The sequence below is a fragment of the Petrotoga sp. DB-2 genome, assembly GCF_054051725.1.
The window spans coordinates 43567-62371 of sequence record NZ_JBSVZD010000003.1 but is presented as its reverse complement, the minus strand read 5'-3'; the positions used below and the strand labels follow the sequence as shown (position 1 = coordinate 62371).

Annotated in this window: 21 protein-coding genes; 20 read left to right on the top strand and 1 reads right to left on the bottom strand. The window is 32.8% G+C overall.

The features are described from left to right. From ACW9JY_RS02090 to ACW9JY_RS02040, 11 genes are all read left to right on the top strand, one after another. On the top strand, positions 1–2232 hold the full coding sequence (locus ACW9JY_RS02090) for an ABC transporter permease subunit (protein WP_457283191.1): 2232 nt from the start codon (positions 1–3) through the stop codon (positions 2230–2232). A 21-nt stretch (positions 2233–2253) separates the two neighbouring features. After that, complete coding sequence (locus ACW9JY_RS02085; protein ID WP_457283190.1) at positions 2254–2595, top strand: hypothetical protein; 342 nt, start codon at positions 2254–2256, stop codon at positions 2593–2595. Then, positions 2552–3322: a class I SAM-dependent methyltransferase gene (locus tag ACW9JY_RS02080; protein WP_457283189.1), complete on the top strand. Its 771-nt coding sequence runs from the start codon at positions 2552–2554 to the stop codon at positions 3320–3322. The genes ACW9JY_RS02085 and ACW9JY_RS02080 overlap by 44 nt, the downstream gene beginning before the upstream one ends. Then, positions 3319–4230 carry a tRNA (adenosine(37)-N6)-dimethylallyltransferase MiaA gene (gene miaA / locus ACW9JY_RS02075; RefSeq protein WP_457283188.1) on the top strand — a complete coding sequence of 304 codons (912 nt, stop codon included), beginning with the start codon at positions 3319–3321 and terminating at the stop codon, positions 4228–4230. The genes ACW9JY_RS02080 and miaA overlap by 4 nt, the downstream gene beginning before the upstream one ends. 253 nt (positions 4231–4483) lie before the next feature. Further along, positions 4484–4726, top strand: coding sequence for an RNA chaperone Hfq (hfq, locus tag ACW9JY_RS02070; protein WP_103077142.1), 243 nt, complete (start codon positions 4484–4486; stop codon positions 4724–4726). Between the two features lie 94 nt (positions 4727–4820). Further along, a complete protein-coding gene (locus tag ACW9JY_RS02065) occupies positions 4821–5804 on the top strand; it encodes a M23 family metallopeptidase (protein ID WP_457283187.1) in 984 nt (327 codons plus the stop codon). A gap of 378 nt (positions 5805–6182) precedes the next feature. Next, complete coding sequence (metK, locus tag ACW9JY_RS02060) at positions 6183–7379, top strand: methionine adenosyltransferase (RefSeq protein ID WP_457283260.1); 1197 nt, start codon at positions 6183–6185, stop codon at positions 7377–7379. 42 nt (positions 7380–7421) lie between these two features. Next, on the top strand, positions 7422–7724 hold the full coding sequence (rpsT, locus tag ACW9JY_RS02055; RefSeq protein ID WP_103077145.1) for a 30S ribosomal protein S20: 303 nt from the start codon (positions 7422–7424) through the stop codon (positions 7722–7724). Between the two features lie 58 nt (positions 7725–7782). After that, complete coding sequence (trmB, locus tag ACW9JY_RS02050) at positions 7783–8730, top strand: tRNA (guanosine(46)-N7)-methyltransferase TrmB (RefSeq protein WP_103077146.1); 948 nt, start codon at positions 7783–7785, stop codon at positions 8728–8730. Then, positions 8730–9734 (top strand): NAD(P)H-dependent glycerol-3-phosphate dehydrogenase, encoded by a 1005-nt coding sequence (locus ACW9JY_RS02045; protein ID WP_457283186.1) that lies wholly within the window; start codon positions 8730–8732, stop codon positions 9732–9734. The genes trmB and ACW9JY_RS02045 overlap by 1 nt, the downstream gene beginning before the upstream one ends. Before the next feature lie 53 nt (positions 9735–9787). After that, complete coding sequence (locus tag ACW9JY_RS02040; protein ID WP_103077148.1) at positions 9788–10237, top strand: hypothetical protein; 450 nt, start codon at positions 9788–9790, stop codon at positions 10235–10237. Positions 10238–10271: 34 nt separating this feature from the next. Here the strand turns inward: ACW9JY_RS02040 and nth are convergent, their stop codons facing one another. Then, positions 10272–10904: an endonuclease III gene (gene nth, locus ACW9JY_RS02035; protein WP_457283185.1), complete on the bottom strand. Its 633-nt coding sequence runs from the start codon at positions 10902–10904 to the stop codon at positions 10272–10274. Between the two features lie 456 nt (positions 10905–11360). Between nth and ACW9JY_RS02030 the strand changes: the two genes are divergently transcribed. The 9 genes from ACW9JY_RS02030 to flhB all read left to right on the top strand — a co-directional run bounded on the left by ACW9JY_RS02030 (position 11361) and on the right by flhB (position 18794). Beyond that, positions 11361–12572, top strand: a complete 1212-nt coding sequence (locus ACW9JY_RS02030; RefSeq protein ID WP_457283184.1) for a nicotinamide-nucleotide amidohydrolase family protein — start codon at positions 11361–11363, stop codon at positions 12570–12572. A 38-nt stretch (positions 12573–12610) separates the two neighbouring features. Then, positions 12611–14632 (top strand): chemotaxis protein CheA, encoded by a 2022-nt coding sequence (locus ACW9JY_RS02025; RefSeq protein WP_103076075.1) that lies wholly within the window; start codon positions 12611–12613, stop codon positions 14630–14632. Between the two features lie 101 nt (positions 14633–14733). Continuing rightward, on the top strand, positions 14734–15162 hold the full coding sequence (locus tag ACW9JY_RS02020; RefSeq protein WP_245855422.1) for a chemotaxis protein CheW: 429 nt from the start codon (positions 14734–14736) through the stop codon (positions 15160–15162). 28 nt (positions 15163–15190) lie between these two features. Then, positions 15191–15550 (top strand): chemotaxis protein CheY, encoded by a 360-nt coding sequence (gene cheY / locus ACW9JY_RS02015; RefSeq protein WP_103076077.1) that lies wholly within the window; start codon positions 15191–15193, stop codon positions 15548–15550. A gap of 5 nt (positions 15551–15555) precedes the next feature. Continuing rightward, entirely contained in the window at positions 15556–15939 is a 384-nt protein-coding gene (locus ACW9JY_RS02010) for a hypothetical protein (RefSeq protein WP_103076078.1), read from the top strand. Continuing rightward, positions 15927–16694 (top strand): flagellar type III secretion system pore protein FliP, encoded by a 768-nt coding sequence (fliP, locus tag ACW9JY_RS02005; protein WP_169925079.1) that lies wholly within the window; start codon positions 15927–15929, stop codon positions 16692–16694. The genes ACW9JY_RS02010 and fliP overlap by 13 nt, the downstream gene beginning before the upstream one ends. A gap of 4 nt (positions 16695–16698) precedes the next feature. Beyond that, the gene (fliQ, locus tag ACW9JY_RS02000) at positions 16699–16965 is read left to right on the top strand and encodes a flagellar biosynthesis protein FliQ (RefSeq protein ID WP_103076080.1); all 267 of its coding nucleotides are present in this window, start codon (positions 16699–16701) and stop codon (positions 16963–16965) included. 3 nt (positions 16966–16968) lie between these two features. Further along, positions 16969–17739 (top strand): flagellar biosynthetic protein FliR, encoded by a 771-nt coding sequence (fliR, locus tag ACW9JY_RS01995; RefSeq protein ID WP_457283183.1) that lies wholly within the window; start codon positions 16969–16971, stop codon positions 17737–17739. Continuing rightward, positions 17661–18794: a flagellar biosynthesis protein FlhB gene (flhB, locus tag ACW9JY_RS01990; RefSeq protein WP_245855424.1), complete on the top strand. Its 1134-nt coding sequence runs from the start codon at positions 17661–17663 to the stop codon at positions 18792–18794. Before fliR ends, flhB begins: the two co-directional genes overlap by 79 nt. Positions 18795–18805 lie beyond the last annotated feature (11 nt).

The window sequence follows — 18805 nt, the reverse complement described above, 5'->3', positions numbered from 1 at the left end:
TTGAATTATTCAAAGTTTATTAAAACACTTTGGACTTTGATAGTTTATTTACTGTTAGCAGGTGGCGCAATAGTTATGCTCTTGCCCTTTGCATGGATGATAATGACCTCTTTGAAAACAAGTAGTGAAATCAACTTGTGGCCTCCAACATGGACAACAAAAAATTTTCAGAATGAATGGGATTTAAATTTAAAATCAATTCCCTCAAAACCTTCCCCAAGAACAGGCTTAAGTTTAGCTGAATTTAGAACTTTATCAACCCAAGACAGCTACAATCCTTATAAATTGGTCTATGAAATAGATGGAGACTTTGTAAGGCGTGGAAGAGTACAACTCACTTTTAACGAGATTGATTACGCTCAAAAAGCAAGTATCGAAGATATGATGACTGATATCTACGATTATGTTTCAAATATTGAATTAAGAGAAGATCTAGCGAGCTTATTTGCTGTAGAAGATTATTCCCTTGATAACTTTGAAAGTATTTACTTTGGACTTTTCTCCCAAGAAGATGGCTATTTTAAACAGACCACTACAATAAGAAGGATACAACAAAGTATAAGCACAATTCAAAATTTTATAGATATAACCCTAGAAAGAAATATCAATATCTTACCGTATTTTAGAACGAACCCAAATATGACAGAAAGTCAAATAGAAAGTATTAAAAGAAGTAAAGAAATATTTTCAGATTATTTGGAAACGATAAAACTGAAAGCTAACGATTTGAATTCACAACTCTCCTCCTATCCAGCAGAGTTAAGAATAATTAGCGAAAACGAGGTAGAAGAATTAATCAATTTACTTGCCGATTTTTTATCCGAGATTCAAACTTTTGAAGATGAAATTCTATCCAACACCAATACTATGATTCAAAGAAATATTTATGAACCCATTATGAAAGATATCAATACTTTAACTTTCTATATGTATTTTAACGAAAAATATGGCGAGGAACAAAATATTAACTTTGAAGATGTGGACATAATATTCGACGTTCCTACGAACGAAACAAAGTATCAAAATATCATGGAAGGTATCCAGCAAACAGCATATCCAGAGTCATTTAAACAAATTGTGATTTCATTGGCTGACGAAAAAAATATTGATAATTTGAATCAAGAAGTCGTTTCATATCTTGAGAACGATTTCGTAAATGATGTGAGTAATTCATTATTAGAAGACCCTAGAAACCTCTCAATATACACAAACATTATTAGAACGTTATCACAGAATCAAGTTACTCTTGAGCAAGCCAAGACTGTACTCTCAGAATCTGATTACAACTTTTTAGTAGAAAACATTCAAGGAAAAGAAGAAGAATTCGAGAGGATATTGGAAAAAAGGAAAGAATATGATAAAATATTAAAGGATTTCGATAGGTTTTTCCTTGATACGATCTCCAATGCAACTATTGTAAGCGCACCACCTTTTGTTGATAAAATTTTGTACAAAAACAATTCAAATGTTGAATTATATACAGTAAATGTACCATCAATTTGGTTGCTTGATGATGTACCTTCTGGAAAAGTTGAATATTCTTTTAATCAGGTATTAGGGAATATATTTCAAAATTATGTGGACGCATGGAACGGTGCTCCATTTTCTCGGTACTACATAAACACGGTTTTCGTTTCTCTAATAACCACCGTTTTAGAAGTAATATTCGCCTCGATGGCCGCATTTGCATTTTCAAAACTTAATTTTTGGGGAAAGGATTTTATTTTTATAACTTTTTTAGCCACTATGATGATACCAGGAGAGGTTTTATTAGTACCAAATTACATAACTATTAGTAAATTTTCTTGGATAGACAGTTACTATGCTCTGATTGTTCCGTGGGTGATTAGTGTTTTTGCCATATTTTTGATCAGGCAACAGTTTATGACTGTGCCCAACGAGTTATGGGATGCTGCTAAGATAGACGGATCTTCAAGTTGGCGATTTTTATGGACTGTGATGGTCCCTCTTAGTAGACCTGCAATTTTAACAGGCGCTCTGCTAAAGTTTGTAGGTAGTTGGAATGCCTTTTTATGGGTTTTGATTGTCACCAAAAGTCCTGAAATGAGAACACTTTCAGTAGGATTACAAAATTTTAGAACCGATGCAGGAGAGATCTACAATCTTTTAATGGCAGCATCTACTTTTACTATGATCCCTATAGTAATTTTGTTTATATTTTTACAAAGATATTTTATAGAAGGTATAGCAAGAACCGGTTTGAAAGGTTAAACATAAGATTCAATTTAGGAAGTGAGTGCAATCCCATTTATTGAATTAGATAAAAATAAAAGTAAGAAAAGACAATTGTTCGATCATAAAAAACCGAATATTTCTTTCATTTTGCGACTTTTATTGTTAAGCGCTCTAATATTTATATTGGGATTCGTCTCCTTCCAAATATATAGACAGATAAATTTGTATTACAGTTTAAAAGAACAGTACAATGAAATCGAAAAAAGAAAAAAAGAACTGAATGATGAAATCCTGAAGAGAAACCAAGTCCTATTGGACTTAAAAAATCGATTAGCTGACGAAGGAGTTATAATAAATGGTGAAGAATTCCAGCAAATGGATCTTTACAACTTCCCATAAACCAAACAAAGAACAAATAGAAAAAGCGTTGCAATTAGCCAACAAATACGGTGGTGTGTACCTAGACAGAAATAAGCTCCGAATGAACGAAGGGAATTTTTATTTTGTAATAGATAAGAAACTATCGCTGAACTTTCAATGGGAGGATGGAAAATTATTTTTCCATCCTTCTGTTTCCAAAATAAGATTAAACAATTATTTAAAGAATGGAATTGATTATTTAATAAACGCTGTGTCTCCACAAAAAAACGATATTATACTTGATTTAACCCTTGGCCTTGGAAGTGATGCCTTACTACTGTCGTATTTTTGTGATAAAGTAGTAGGCTTAGAGGCTTCTTTTCCTATATATGCGGTGGTTGTAGAGAATATAACGAACTACGATTATAAAGAAAATTGGATGAGAGAAGCTTCAAAAAAGATCGAAATTATCAATTCAGATTATAAAATTTTTCTAAACGAGCAAAAAGAAGAAAATTACGATGTCGTTTATTGTGATCCTATGTTCGAGAATCCTCAATACAAATCAAGTTCTATAAATCCTTTGAGGAAGTTTGCCCGATACGATAAAATAACACGAGAAGATTTAGAAAAGATGATTAAAATTGCTAAGAAAAAAGTGGTAATCAAAGCACGTTCTAACGACAGTGTATGGGATTTATACAACTTCGATAAAAAAATCGGAAGTAAAAAAAGTGGTGTATTTTTCGGAGTGATTGAAAAGTGAACAAAGTTTTAGTTATAGCAGGTCCAACGGCTGTTGGAAAAACAGAAATATCAATCGAGATAGCCAGAAGAATTAATGGTGAAATAATTTGTATGGACTCTAGACAAATTTATAGCAATCTTATAATTGGTACCGCTATGCCTGATGAAGAAACCAAAAAGATGATTCCACATCACTTGTTTGGCTCAATAGATCCACGCATCCATTTTACAGCTTTTGACTACAAAAAAATGGCAGAAAAAAAGATTGGTGAAGTACTAAGTAGGGGAAATAAACCAATTTTAGTTGGAGGAACAGGTTTATACCTTGATGCTCTGAGAAAAGGGTTTTTGAATGTAAAATCTGACTATGGTTTAAGGACTTATTTAAGAAAATTAGAAAAAAATAATCCTGGTGTTTTGAGAAAGATATTGGTAGATTTGGATCCACAAAGAGCTATAAAGATACATCCAAACGACTTGAAAAGGATCATTAGAGCAATAGAGATTTATGTTGTAACAGGTATCAAAATGGGGGAAATTGTAAAGGAAAATAGGCAAAGTGACAATTCTTTTGATTATCATATAATCGTACTAGATAGGGAAAGGCAAGAATTACATGAAAGGATAAACAAAAGAGTCCATCAAATGATAGATGAAGGTCTGATAGATGAGGTACAAAATCTCTTGTCTTTAGGGTATTCTACAACTCTTAACTCTTTAAACACCATAGGTTATAAAGAAGTGATACAATATCTATATGGGAAAATCGATTTTAATGAAATGATTCACCAAATAAAAGTAAACACTCGTAACTATGCAAGAAGACAAATAATATACTTTCGTAAGATAGGATCTGCAAAATGGATTAATTTGAGTCAAACAACTCAAGAAGACGTAGTAGATCAAATATTAAGTGAATTTATTTGATGGGTCGAGGGCTGGGAAAAGCCTTATTCTGCCTTCCTTATGGATGGGAAGTGGGATGAAAGGCGCTATAGATAGTTTTATAAGTAAGATTTTGATTTTAAATGGGTCATAGGGCGAAGCCCTCCCTCACAGCTGGGCTAGGGACTGCAGGTCCCTTCCTTAGAAGGGTGGGCTGCGGGATGAAGGGGAGCTATAGCAAATTTTATATTTTCTAAAGAAAGTATATTTAATTTCTGATACGAGGGGTGATAACATGGCAGAAAAATTTAATTTGCAAGACCGATTCTTGAACATCCTGAGGATTAACAAGATAGAAGTAAAAATTTATTTAGAAGGGGGATTTCAAACAAGCGGAGTGGTGAGATCTTTTGATGATTATACGGTTTTATTGGAAAAAAACGGTGAACAATCCTTGGTTTATAAACATGCCATAAAAATGATGGCACCTTCAAAATATATAAAACTTTTCCAGGAACAGACATCCAAAGATGAGTAAAAATAGGAAAATTAAAAACTGCCCCATGAAACAAGGGGTAGTTTTCTAGTATTTTTTACACAATAAAGTCAAAAACACTTTGGAGGGAATTAATTTGAAAAAAACTTTTTTGATATCTTTGTACATCTTAATATTTTCTATTTTTGCTATTTCTCAACTATTTCAGCCACCTATAAAAAACTCATACATAACCGCATCTTTTGGCGAATACAGAGATACTGGAGTGGATCCACATTTTCATACAGGGGTAGACTTTTCTACTTTTAACAGAAAGGGAGAACCTGTTTACACGGCAGCTGAGGGTTCTCTTTATAAGATTTGGTTAAACGATCCTCTTTACGGAAATACAATATTTTTATACCATGAAGACTCTGACTTAATTAGTGGCTATGCGCATTTAAGTGTCTTCACTGATAAAATATCTAAATATGCCCAATTAGTTCAAAACGAGTTTGGGAATCAAAGGATAGAAATTATTTTTCCCATAGGCGAAATTCCAATAAACCTCAATGAGGTTATAGCTTATTCGGGGGATACAGGAGAAGCCATAGCTCCTCACTTACATTTTGAGATTTTAAAACAGTCCGGAGATGAGTTGGTCATTTACGATCCCCTTGAGTTTTTAGAGTACCATGAACCAAGGGAGAAGTCTTTGGAATTAATGAGAATTAGATCCAATAACAAATATTTTGAAGTTACAGAAAATGGAGAAACCATTGTAGAATATACAGGTAATTATCCAAGAATAGACATTAGAGTACGTGAAAAGTTAGGAGATAACTCTACTATTCTTCCAAAAAAAGTTTCTATGTATATCAACGGTATTTTAACTTATAAATTGGATTTCAGTCAGATCAAAGAGTCGGAAGTATACAAAGCTGATGTTTTATTTGGATATGGTTCAACATCTTCCATATACTGGTTGAAAATGTACTCGGACGACTATTTATCTCCAATAGTTATCAATGACTTTTCTGCACTTTCATATGATACCTCTGCAACTTTAAATGGAGAAATTGTTTTAGAGGACATATGGGGTAATGAAAAAGTTTATAAATTGAAGTTCATAAAACCATAAGAAATGTTAATTTCATTTTTAAAAATTAACAATTAGTGAGTATTATTCACTTGAGAAATTTGATTTTTTTGGTATAATTTTCCACGTGGAATTCTAAAGATAATTCGAATAGGGTGTGGAGCGTTTGCTGGAGTGTGCAAACTATGTTTTTTTGCTGATTTATGCAAAAAGCTTTTTCCTAATGCTTTAGAAGTAACATCCTAATTCTCATTTGCGTAGCAAATGATGTTTTCCGCAGATCTATGCAAAAAACTTTGATTTTGAACTTGGGGATCTTAAGGGGTTTACCCCTTAACGTCCGACGCTAACACAAAGTTTTGGAATTTCTAAAGACAATGAAAAACTCGAAGAAATGAAGGAGGCTAAAATGTGAAAAAAATGCTCTTTACCAGTGAAAGTGTAACGGAAGGTCATCCTGATAAAATCTGTGATCAAATTTCTGATACAATACTTGATGCTATACTGGAAAAAGAACCTGAAGAAAATAAGATAAATGCCCGATGTGCTGTAGAAACTTTAGTGACAAGAGGGCTAGTTGTAGTAACTGGTGAGGTTAGAACTACTGCATATATAGATGTTCCGACGCTTGTCAGGAATACTGTTCTAGATATAGGTTATAACAGAGCTAAATTTGGATTTGATGGTGAAACATGCGCTGTAATTACTTCTATTGAAGAACAATCACCTGATATAGCATTGGGGGTTGATAGATCCTTCGAAGTTAAATCAAAAGAAGAAGAAGATCCTTTTGAAAAAATAGGAGCAGGAGATCAAGGCATTATGTTCGGGTACGCTACAAACGAAACGGATGCTTATATGCCTTTACCCATTCTCTTAGCTCACAGACTTGCAAAAAGATTATCCGATGTCCGAAAATCGAATACCGTGGATTTTTTAAGGCCAGACGGTAAAACTCAAGTAACAGTAGAATATGATGAAAATAATCAACCGCTAGGCATAGAGACTATACTCATTTCCACTCAACATTCGCCTGATATAAAAAGACAAGAGTTAGAAGAAGCAATAAAAGAGCATGTAATAACTCCAGTCATACCGGAAAATCTTTTTACAAAAAATACAAAAATCCTTATCAATCCTACAGGAAGATTTGTAATCGGCGGGCCTCAAGCTGATACAGGACTCACCGGAAGGAAGATAATCGTTGATACATATGGTGGTTGGGCACCACATGGGGGAGGAGCTTTTTCAGGAAAGGATCCTACCAAAGTAGATAGATCCGCTACTTATATGGCAAGGTATGTAGCTAAAAATTTGGTGGCAAGTGGTGCGGCGGATGAGGTTTTAATTCAACTTTCCTATGCAATTGGTGTTGCACAACCTGTTTCAATAAATATTGATACGAAAGGTACTGCAAAAGTTGATGAAGAAAAGATATATAAAGTTGTGAAAGAGATATTTGATTTTAGACCTGCCGCAATAATTAGTAACTTAAATCTATTACAACCTATTTACAAAAAGACTGCTGCTTATGGACATTTCGGAAGAAAAGATGTAGAATTCCCATGGGAAAAATTGGATAAAGTTAAGGAATTGAAAGCGGCATTAGGTTTGTAATTCAACAATAAAAAAATAAAAGTTGAGGAGGTATTTTAAAAATTGCCAAATAAAAAATCAGCAGAAAAAAGGGTTAGGCAATCAGAGCAAAGAAGACAAAAAAATCGTGGATATCAAAAGAGGATTAAGGAAATTTCTAAGGAAATAGACAAGAAAATTCAAGAAAATGCCGAAAGGGAAGAATTGATGCAGTTATTAAGCAAGTCTTTTAAAATTATTGACACTGCAAAATCACATGGTGCTGTACATAAAAATTACGCAGCAAGGAAAAAATCAAAATTACATTTAAAGGTTAAAAAACATTTGGGTGAAATGGCGCCAGAAAGTTCCCCTGTAAATGAGTAATTGAGGATGTTTGCAATCACTACAATTATAGCTCCCATTTTGGGGAGGTAATAAAGTTTTGAGTTCTTATTCTTATTTACAAATGTATCAAATAAATCCAAAGGACATAAAAAGATATCCTCTAGAATGGAATAAAATTTTTGGAAATAGCAATAAGTTAATAGTTGAAATTGGATTTGGTGGTGGAGAGTTTTTAGTAAGTTTAGCCAAAGAGAATAATAACTATAATTACATTGGCATAGAAACATCTCTAACTTCTTGTCACAAAATTAAAAAGAAGCTTTTTCAAAATAATTTAAATAACATACAAATAATTCTTGAAGATGCAAAATTCGCTATTAGGGAGCTTTTTTCTGACAACTCGATTAATAAAGTAATAGTTAACTTCCCATGCCCATGGCCAAAAAGTAAGCACGCAAAAAACCGTCTTTTTGACGAAAAATTTATAGACACCTTATCGTCGGTATTAGAAGAAGTAGATGGAAAAGTAATTTTAACAACCGACGTTTTTTGGTATGCTTCTGATGTTAAAGAAAAATTTTTAAACAACGGATGTTTTGAAGTAAAAAATATTTCCGAAGTTAATCAGTTACCATTCAAAACAAGATACGAAAAAAAATGGGAAAATGAAGGAAGAAAAAAGTATTTATTAATTGCACAAAAAAGATGCAAAAAAACAATAAAAAGATTGTTAGAAGGGGATTTCGATTTGCCTCATCAGAAAATCAAGAAAGTAGATTTCGATAAATTACAATCTTTAGTTGGATTTAAAAAATCTTGTAAAAATAAAACTATAGTTATAAAGGACATATATACTAAATTAGATGGTTCAGAATATTTAGTGAAGGTTTTTTCTGAAGACGAAGGGTATATTCAAAGTTATTTTGTTAATGTCAGCAAAATGAAAGAAGGTTGGCTAATAAAATTAGATGATATAGCAAAAGCTTATAGAACCCCTGCTGTTAAGGAAGCGGTGAATATAATCGCCAAGGAGATAGAGAATTAATGTCTCATATAACTGTTTTGGGAGCAGGTAGTTGGGGAACCGCGATGGCAAAGCATTTAGTAGATAATCATCAAAAAGTAACAATTTGGGATAGAGACAAAAAACTCCTACAAGAAATAAAAAAAGGACGTAATCCTCGCTATCTATCTAACGTAAAACTTCCTTCAAAAGAAATAAATGTTGAAGGGGATATAAATGAAAGTCTAAAAAACGCACAAATTGTAATTATAGCCATCCCTGTTCAACATATATCAGAGGTATTAAGCCAAATTCAGAAAAACTCTTTTATAAATAAAGATATCGTTTTTGTCAATCTATCAAAAGGTATGGAAATTAACAACCGAAAAATACCGAGTAAAATTTTTGAGGAATACCTATCAGGATTTAATTATTGTACCCTAAGTGGTCCCAGCCATGCAGAAGAAGTAGCAAAAGATGTTCCTACATCGGTTGTAGTTGCAGGTAGAGACAGTCAGGTTAACAAATATATACAAGAAATTTTTAGCAACGAAACTTTTAGGGTATATACTAACAATGACTTAATAGGAATAGAAATTAGCGGTGCTATAAAAAACATATATGCAATAGGTGCGGGTATAATAGATGGATTTGGAAAATGGGATAACACAAAAGCGGCTTTAATTACCCGTTCTTTGGTTGAGATTATTAGGTATGGAACATATTATGGAGGAAACAAAGAAACGTTCATGGGATTAGCGGGGATTGGAGATCTTGTTGTAACATGTACTAGCTCACATAGCAGAAATCGGTACGTTGGAGAAATGCTATCAAAAGATATGCCATTGAAAACAATTCTGGAACAGATGGTGATGGTGGTGGAAGGAGTTTACACTGCTAAAGCTGTATATAATGACGCAAAAGAAAAAGAAATTGAAATGCCTATAGCTACTAAAATCTATCAGGTGCTATATGAAGGTGTAGATTCCAAAACGGCTATTTACGAATTAATGACAAGGGATTTGAAATCCGAGTTTTTTAATTGAAAGATATTATGGTATAATTAAGCAAGAAAGTTAAATTTTAAGGAGGCATTCGAATGCAAGTTTCTTTAGACCAGCTTTTACAAGCATTGATGGTACGTTTAGAAAGTTTAGAAGTTTCTATAGAAGATTTAAAATTTAGAACAAATGTTGCTTTAAGGTTAATCAAGAAAAATGACCTGTTGGATGAGGACAAAGTGAAAGAATCTGTAAAAGAAGAAGTAAGTGCTTTAAATGAACTAAGTGAAGATAAGATGGATTTAAGCGATGAAAGAATCGAAGAAATCTCAAAGGGAATAATACAATGGATCGATAATGACTTAGAGAGTTTGAAGAAAAGAATGGCAGAATATCAAGAAAAAATGAAACAGTTACTTGAGCAAGAGGATGCTGCAGGTAACATCAGTATAGCCTCCCCAGAGCTCTTAAATCAATTAGAAAGAGCAGGCATTGGAAAAAACCAAAAAGAGAAAGGCAAAAATAATGGAAATATAATCATGCCTTAAGGTTTGATTTAAAAAAACAAAAGCCGGTATTAATTTACCGGCTTTTGTTTTTATATACCCTTTTTGAAGGGCAGACTTCATTCAAAAAGCATTCCATGCACTTTGGAGAAATTGGCTTACAAATCTTTTGACCAAAATTCACCATTGAACCATTCAGTGGCCCCCATAATTCAGAGGGTATAATTTTTTTTAATTGGACTTCCGTTTCTTCTGGTGTTTTTGTCTTCACCCAACCGAGCCTATTGGAAATTCTATGTACGTGTGTGTCAACTGCAAGTGCTTCTTTACCAAAAGATACATACAGAACTATATTGGCTGTTTTTCTCCCCACTCCTGGCAGCTTAATCAACTCTTCCAATTCATCTGGCACTTTTCCATTATATTTTTCAATTAAAATTCTAGAAATATTGATAATTCTTTCAGATTTTTGTCTATACATACCTGCTGGCTTGATTAGATCATATAGTTCCTCAGGATTCAATTTAGAAATCTCAAAAACATTTTTGTAACGAGAAAAAAGTGATTTAAAAGCTTTTTCGGTATTTTCATCTTTTGTTCTTTGAGAAAGCACCGTTTCAATTAAAACCTTAAAAGGATCCGTTTCAGAATTAATGCGTGGAAACATATGTATGATCTTTTCTGCTTCTTTTTTTATATCTCTCTTCATGTCTACTCCTTTTATCATAAAGTTTTTGGAAACTTTTTAATAAGCTTGAGAGCTTGGAGTCTTGTTTGCTTTAGCGCCCCTTCGCCCTGCTGCCCACCCGTTTTGCTGATTTGTGCAAAAAATCTTTTTTAAGTTTGTTGCATTGTGCAAACAATGTTTTTTTGCAGCTTTGTGCAAAATGATTCTTTATAATGCCTTAGAAACAATTTCCATATTCTCATTTGCCCAGTAAATGATGTTACGCGAATTTGGGGATCTTAAGGGGTTCACCTTTTGCTGATTTGTGCAAAAATCTTTACTAAAATGAAAATTGGTTTTGGGGATCTTAAGGGGTTTACCCCTTAATGCTTAATGATAGCACAAAAAATATGAAAATTAGTAAATTATGAAAATAAGAAAAAAATTGTGGTAAAATATAGTGATTTAGTTTAGCTAAAACATTTAGGAGTGACAACATTGAAGTCTTGTATAATTGCAACAGGTAATGAACTGACAGAAGGTATTATATTAGACAAAAATTCAAAATACCTTGCTGAAAAGCTCAAAAACATCGGATATGATACCTTAAAAATAACGAATGTAAAAGATGATTTATCTTTGATAAAATTATCCATTGAAGAATCATTAAAAATGTGTGATAAAATATTTATAACAGGTGGATTGGGACCTACAGAAGACGATTTAACAGTTCAAGCTGTTTCTGAAAGTTGTAATATAGATATTGTATTTAATGAAGATTTATTTGAGAAAATAAACCAGTATTATTACAACAAAACAGAAAAACACCTAAGTATTTTAAAGAAACAAAGTTACGTTTTAAAAAATGCTGATATACTGCAAAATCCAATAGGAAGTGCACCAGGACAAAAAGTTCAGGTTAAAGGTAAAACTATTTATTTATTACCCGGACCATATAATGAGATGAAAGCAATCTTTGATACGTATATATATAATGAATTAAAAAGTAATATGAAAAAAGATCATGTAGAATATTCCCTTTATTTTTATGGTTTAACAGAAGCTGAGTTAATGCAAGAGGTTTCAGTTATCTTAAAAAATTATGATTACTCTACTAAAATTGAAGAATATGTTGGTCCAAGTTTAAGAATTAGAATGCAAAAAAATGACAATTTCGAACCTATATTGGAAAAGATACTATCTCAATTTAGTAAGTACTTTATTGGTTTTAAAAATTTAGAAAATACTTTATTTGAAGCATTAATGGGATCTTCAAAAACACTTTCTTTTGCTGAGTCATGTACTGGAGGGATGCTTTCGGATACATTGGTATCCGTTCCAGGTGCTTCTAATGTGCTTAAAGGTGCAGTGGTAACGTATTCTAATGACTCAAAAGTAAAATTATTGAACGTTAAAAAAGAAACGATAGGGAAATATGGAGCTGTGAGCGAAGAAACCGTCAAAGAAATGGCCTATGGTTTAAAGAAAATTATGGAAAGCGATATCTGTGTATCTGTTAGTGGCATAGCAGGGCCAAGCTCTGGAAGTGAGCAAAAACCTGTCGGCACAGTTTGGTTTGGTTTTCTCACTAACCAAGATTTTGTTGCCGTAAAAGAAGTTTTTTCAGGGGAACGGGATGAAATTCGAAAAAGAGCCACTTACTATGCTTTTTGGAATATTTTAAATTTGGTTCGAAATCAAAATCCTTAGAAAAGGGTAAGAATACTTTGAAATAGGAGGGGATAGAATTGTCGAATTACGATGTGTATTTAAATGTCTTTTTAGAGGAATCTAAAGAAAATATTCAAGAACTTAATGATCTTCTACTTGAACTTGAAAAAGATAAAAGTAATCTAGAAATAATAAACAATATTTTCAGAGTAATCCACACCTTAAAAGGTATGGCGGGTACAATGGAGTTTGATACGTTGGCTAAATTTTCACATAAATTGGAAAATGTATTAGATTCATTAAGAAATAAAAAGATTGACTTAACCGATGATCTGATGGATTTTTTGTTTAAAGCTTCTGATGCATTAGAAGAGAGTATTTCAGATATAGCACAAGGGGGAAATGGCGGTATAGAAAAACTGGAAAAATTGTTGGACAAAATTGACTTATATGGAGAATTAGCTGGTTCGTCTAAACCACCTAAGGATAAAACAACTGAAAAAGAAGAAAATACAGGTAAACAGAGTAACGACATTTATTCCAAAATGGGCGAAGAAACTAAAGAACTTTTAGAGGATGTTTTCAAAAAAGCAAAAGAAAGGAATCTAAACTTTTTAATTTTGAAGGTTATTTTAGAGGACGGTGTACAGTTAAAGCAGGCAAGAGCTTACGCTATACATCACAAATTAGAAGACAACGGTTGTGAGATAGTTTATACGTATCCTAGTGTTGAAGAGATAGAAAAAGAGAATTTTGATAAAGAGTTGATTTTTGGGGTTGTTACCTCTAAAAGTATTGGAGAGATAGCAGAACTCGTCAATAAAGTTGCCGAAGTGGAATCGGTTTATGTAGATGAATTTTCAACGAACAATCTCTTTAGATCAAAAGAAATGAATGAGGACGAGGAAAAAGAATCAAATCAAAAGGGTGTAGAGAACAATAAAAAAGAAGTTAAGCTTTCGAAAAGTATAAGAGTAGATATAAACAAATTGGATGATTTAATGAATTTAATGGCTGAACTCGTTATAGCTCGAAGTAGAATCATTGAAACTTTAAGTAAGTACGATGTAAAAGAAGTAGATGAAAGTTTAACACAACTCTCAAGGATAACATTAGATCTTCAGAATGTTGTTATGAAAATTAGAATGGTTCCTGTCGCATTTGTCTTCAATAGATTTCCGAGACTTGTACGAGATCTTGCAAAAGAGGTGGGCAAAAAAGTGAACTTTGTGATCCAAGGAGAAGAAACAGAATTAGATAGAACTGTAGTTGATGAAATAGGTGAACCGTTAGTTCATTTATTACGGAACTCCATAGATCATGGTATAGAAGGCCCTCACGAGCGTTTGGCCAAAGGTAAACCTGAAACCGGAACTTTGAAGTTATCAGCTAGGCATGAAGGTAACGGAGTTATCATAGAAGTCGAAGATGATGGAAAAGGGTTCGATAAAAATGAGATACTCCGCACTGCTATAAATAAGGGGTTGACTAGCTCATCAGAAGCATCGAAATTAAGCGATGAGGAAATATACAATTTCGTCTTTTTACCAGGGTTTTCTACTAAAACAGTTTCTACAGAATTGTCAGGTAGAGGAGTTGGAATGGATGTAGTTAAAAGCACTATAGAGAGTTTGAAGGGTACTATTTCTTTGGAAACAAAAAAGGAAAAAGGTACAAAGATAAGTATTAGTTTGCCTCTTACCTTGGCAATTATCGAAGCTCTTTTAATAACTGTAAATGAGCATGTTTATGCTATACCTATTGCCAACATTGATACGACTCAAAGAATAAGTGATGGTGAGTTAAAGGTTGTCCAAGGTCAAGAAGTCTTCCTTTTGAGAGGAGAAGTGATGCCTATAGTGCGTTTAAGGAAGTTATTTGGTTATGAAAAGAAAAATGATTCTTCTAACGAATATATTATTATTGTGAAAGTGGGAAACAAAAAGTATGGGGTTGTTGTTGATAAATTATTAGGTCAAGATGATATAGTGATTAAATCTTTGGGATCTCTGCTGAATGATGTTAAGGAGTTTAGCGGAGGTGCAATTTTAGGAGACGGGAGAATAGCTCTAATATTGGATGTAGCTTCTCTAATATAATAAATAATTTAAATACCCTAGCTGCGGGTCGAAGGGGCACTAAAGCAAGTTTTATATCTTCAAAAGTAGTATATAAATAGTTGTAAAAGAGGGGGAAATATATGATGGAAGACGTGCTTTCTTTCAAAATTGTGGATCAAGAATATGCTTTGCCAGTAGAGAATATAGAAAGTGTTGTAGATAAGGCTGATGTAACACCCGTTCCGAATTCAAAATACTTCCTAGTTGGTTTAATTAATTTAAGGGGAAGAATAGTTCCTGTTATCGAATTAACTAAAATTTTAGGGATTGATGTTCCCGATGACCACATTTATGAAAATATCCTTGTGTTAAAAATAAACGAAGAGGAGATAGGAATGTATGTGGATGATGTTGAAAACGTTCTTTCCATCGATCCCACCAAGTTAGAAAAATTTCAATCAAAAGAGTCTGTTTACTCAGATAAAGTTAAAGGGGTTATAAAGATAGAAAATAGGTTGATTGTATATCTAGATTTAGAAAGTATCTTAGAAGCCGAGTTTAAAAAATAAAAATTTTAAAGTCTTCGGAGGTGTTTTAATGGGTAAAACTGTCTTAATAGTAGATGATGCAGCTTTTATGAGAATGATGCTTAAAGACATCTTAACGAAAGGAAACTATGAAGTAGTGGGAGAAGCTAGCAACGGTCAAGAAGCTGTTGAAAAGTATCAAGAATTAAAACCCGATTTTGTCACGATGGATATAACTATGCCTGTTAAAGATGGTATTCAAGCTACAAAAGAAATCATGAAAATAGACCCCAACGCCAAGATTATAGTTTGTAGCGCCATGGGGCAACAAGCTATGGTTATAGAGTCCATTCAGGCTGGTGCAAAAGATTTTATTGTGAAACCATTTCAAGCTAATAGGGTTATAGAAGCTTTACAAAAGTTGGAGTAGTTTAAATGCCCACTGACTATGCAACTCCTAGTAGTAATTTGGTTAATGTGTCATTTTGGTTCGTAGCCATAATTTTACTCATCATACTTCTTGTGGTATTTTATTATATACTGGCTAAAACATTAAAAAAGGGACCTAAAAGTAAAGAAGTTAAGATGGTAAAAAAATATTATCTAGATAGGAATTTATATGTTGGAGTATTGAAAGTTTTTAAAGAATATTACATTATATTGGCTACTTCCAATTCTAGTGAAATAATAAGAAAGTTAGAAGAAGATGAGGTTCAGGAAATTATGAATGAACACCCTAAATTTCTTGAAACCTTTTCTAATATACTGAAAAAAGATAAAAATTCAAGGGGAAGGGAAGAAGAAAAATCAGAAAAGTAAAGACGATAATAACTCTTATTCTTTTTATCATATCTTTTAGTTTAGTTTTTTCTCAAAATACTCTTCAACTCCCAGGGGTAGATATACAGATAAACCCGAATGAAGAAGTTAATACTTTAACGCCGACGTTGACAATACTTTTAATCGTAACCGTTTTGTCCTTAGCCCCAGGGTTTTTAATGTTATTTACTTCATTTACAAGAATAGTTGTTGTGTTAAGCTTTTTGAGACAGGCTATGGGCACCAGGCAAGCTCCTCCAAATCAAGTAATGTTGGCTTTGGCCCTTTTTTTAACCATAATGATAATGTTTCCTGTTTTTAATGGGGTGTATCAAGAGGCAATTATCCCGTACAACCAAAATGAGATTGACTATCAAGAAGCAATACAAATTAGTTGGCAGCAATTCAAAGATTTCATGATTTCAGAGATTGTGGCACATAAAAATGAAGATGATATCTATATGCTTTCATCTTCAATGAATATAGAGATAGATAATATCGAAGAAACTCCTTTTCAAATTCTGGTACCTGCCTTTGCAATAAGCGAGTTAGAAATCGCCTTTAAAATGAGTATATTACTCTATCTGCCTTTTATAATAGTAGATATGGTGGTAGCAAGTATTCTGTTATCTATGGGGATGATCATGATACCTCCGATTCTGATTTCTTTACCTTTTAAAATAATGATTTTCGTGATGGTAAACGGATGGGATCTCTTAATTGGAGGATTAGTAAGGAGTTTTGTGGGAGGATGATCTCATGAGTGAAGAGGTACTAATAGAGATTTTTGAAAACGGTATAATGCTCTTTCTAAAAGTAGTCTCTCCAATTTTAATAATAAGTGTAGCAGTGGGGTTGATTATTAGTATCTTCCAAGCCGTTACACAGCTTCACGAACAGACGTTGACATTTGCACCTAAAATTATAATAACTTTTCTTTCGTTGGTTTTAATGTTCTCGTGGATAATGCAAAACATATCAGATTTTTCATTCGAATTATTCACTTATTATTTGGGAATGATTTAGGTGGTGCTGGAAAATCTGACATACCATCTATGGGTTTATTTTTTCATCTTTGCTAGGTTGGCTGGAATTACTTTTTTTATTCCTTTTTTTAGTACTCGTTTTGTTCCAGTTCATGTGAAAGTTTTTATAACGCTTTTTATTTCTTATTTGGTGCTATTTGAGGTTAACGGAACTTTTCCTATAAATTCACCTCCTTTGTTGATAATTTTTTATTTGTTGATGAATTTTGTTTTTGGAAGTAGTGTAGGGTTAATAGCCAATATTTTGTTCTATGCCTTTCAATTTGCTGGAGAAACGATAGGTATACAAATGGGATTTGCAATGGCGAATGTTTTCGATCCTGTAACTAGCGACGAAGTCTCTTTAATTTCAGAGCTTTCATTTTTGTTCAGTATGTTGCTTTTTTTTATCCTTAAGGGGCCGTTAATTTTATACTCAATAATTATTGATTCCTTCAACAAGGTTCCTGTAGTTTTTACTCTAGCACCTGATGGATTTATGGTTTTTTCTCAAAAATTATTCGATGTATTTACTATAGGCCTTCAGCTTTCGATGCCATTTATCGCATTTATGATCCTTTTGAAAGTTGCTTTGGGAATAGTTTCTAGATTGATACCTCAGGTAAATGTTTTTATGGTTGGTATTCCACTAGAAATACTGGTAGGATTTTTACTTTTTTTAGGAGTGATATTGATTTGGGAAGATCAGTTTACTACTCTATTCTTTCAACTAATAGAATGGATGAAAAATTCAATGATCCTTCTATTTCAATAAACCTTCAACTTTTTGCAGATCCAGATAAAACTGAAGATCCCACACCTAGGCGATTAGAAAAAGCTCGAGAAGAGGGAAACATACCCCAATCGAACGAATTTAACATGGCAGTTAGTTTTTTGTCAATTTCGCTTTTTTTGTGGATAATATTTGAGCCCCTCCTTAATGATATTTTTAAGGTTTTTTACGATTATTTATCTTTAGATTTAGATTATTCACCAACAGATTTGCTTGGATATGAGATTACGGCACATATGAACTTATACATAAAATTGATACTGTTTTTTGTTGTTGCCGTGGTAGTTTCTTCCCTTTTGGGAATGATTCAAACCAAATTTTTATTTACTTTTAAATCTTTAAAATTGGATCTGAGTAAGATAAACCCCATTAAAGGATTCAAAAGACTATTTTCTTTAAGATCTGTGGTGGAGCTAATTAAGTCTCTTTTAAAACTAACCATATTAGGGTTGTTAACTTATAATATCATAAAAGCCAATTGGTATAAGATACTCTCGTTGGCGGAGGAAGAAACTTCTTTTTCCTTTAATGTGATTTTTGATTTAGTTATTAATATACTGTTTCAATTAGGAATAGCCTTACTTCTTCTCAGTTTATTTGATTTTTGGTACCAGAGATATGAATATAAAAAAGAGCTAAAAATGAGCAATTATGAGGTCAAACAAGAACGAAAGGAAATAGAAGGAAACCCAGAAATTAAACAAAGGCAAAGAGAATTGATGAGAAATTTAGCAAGAAGTAGAATGATGCAAAAAGTACCTGAAGCGGACGTTGTTGTTACCAATCCTACTCATTATGCTGTAGCGATAGAGTACAAACCTGAAGAAATGCAGGCTCCAATAGTTGTAGCAAAAGGAAAAGATGAAGTCGCCTTTAAGATAAGAGAAATTGCCTTTAAACATGGAATCCCAATCTTAGAAAGACCTGCTTTGGCAAGAAAAATTTATGAGAAAGTTGACTTAAACGAAGAAATACCAGAAGACCTATACACCTTAGTTGCAGAAGTACTAGCTTATGTCTACAAACTCAGTTATTAAATCATTGGGAG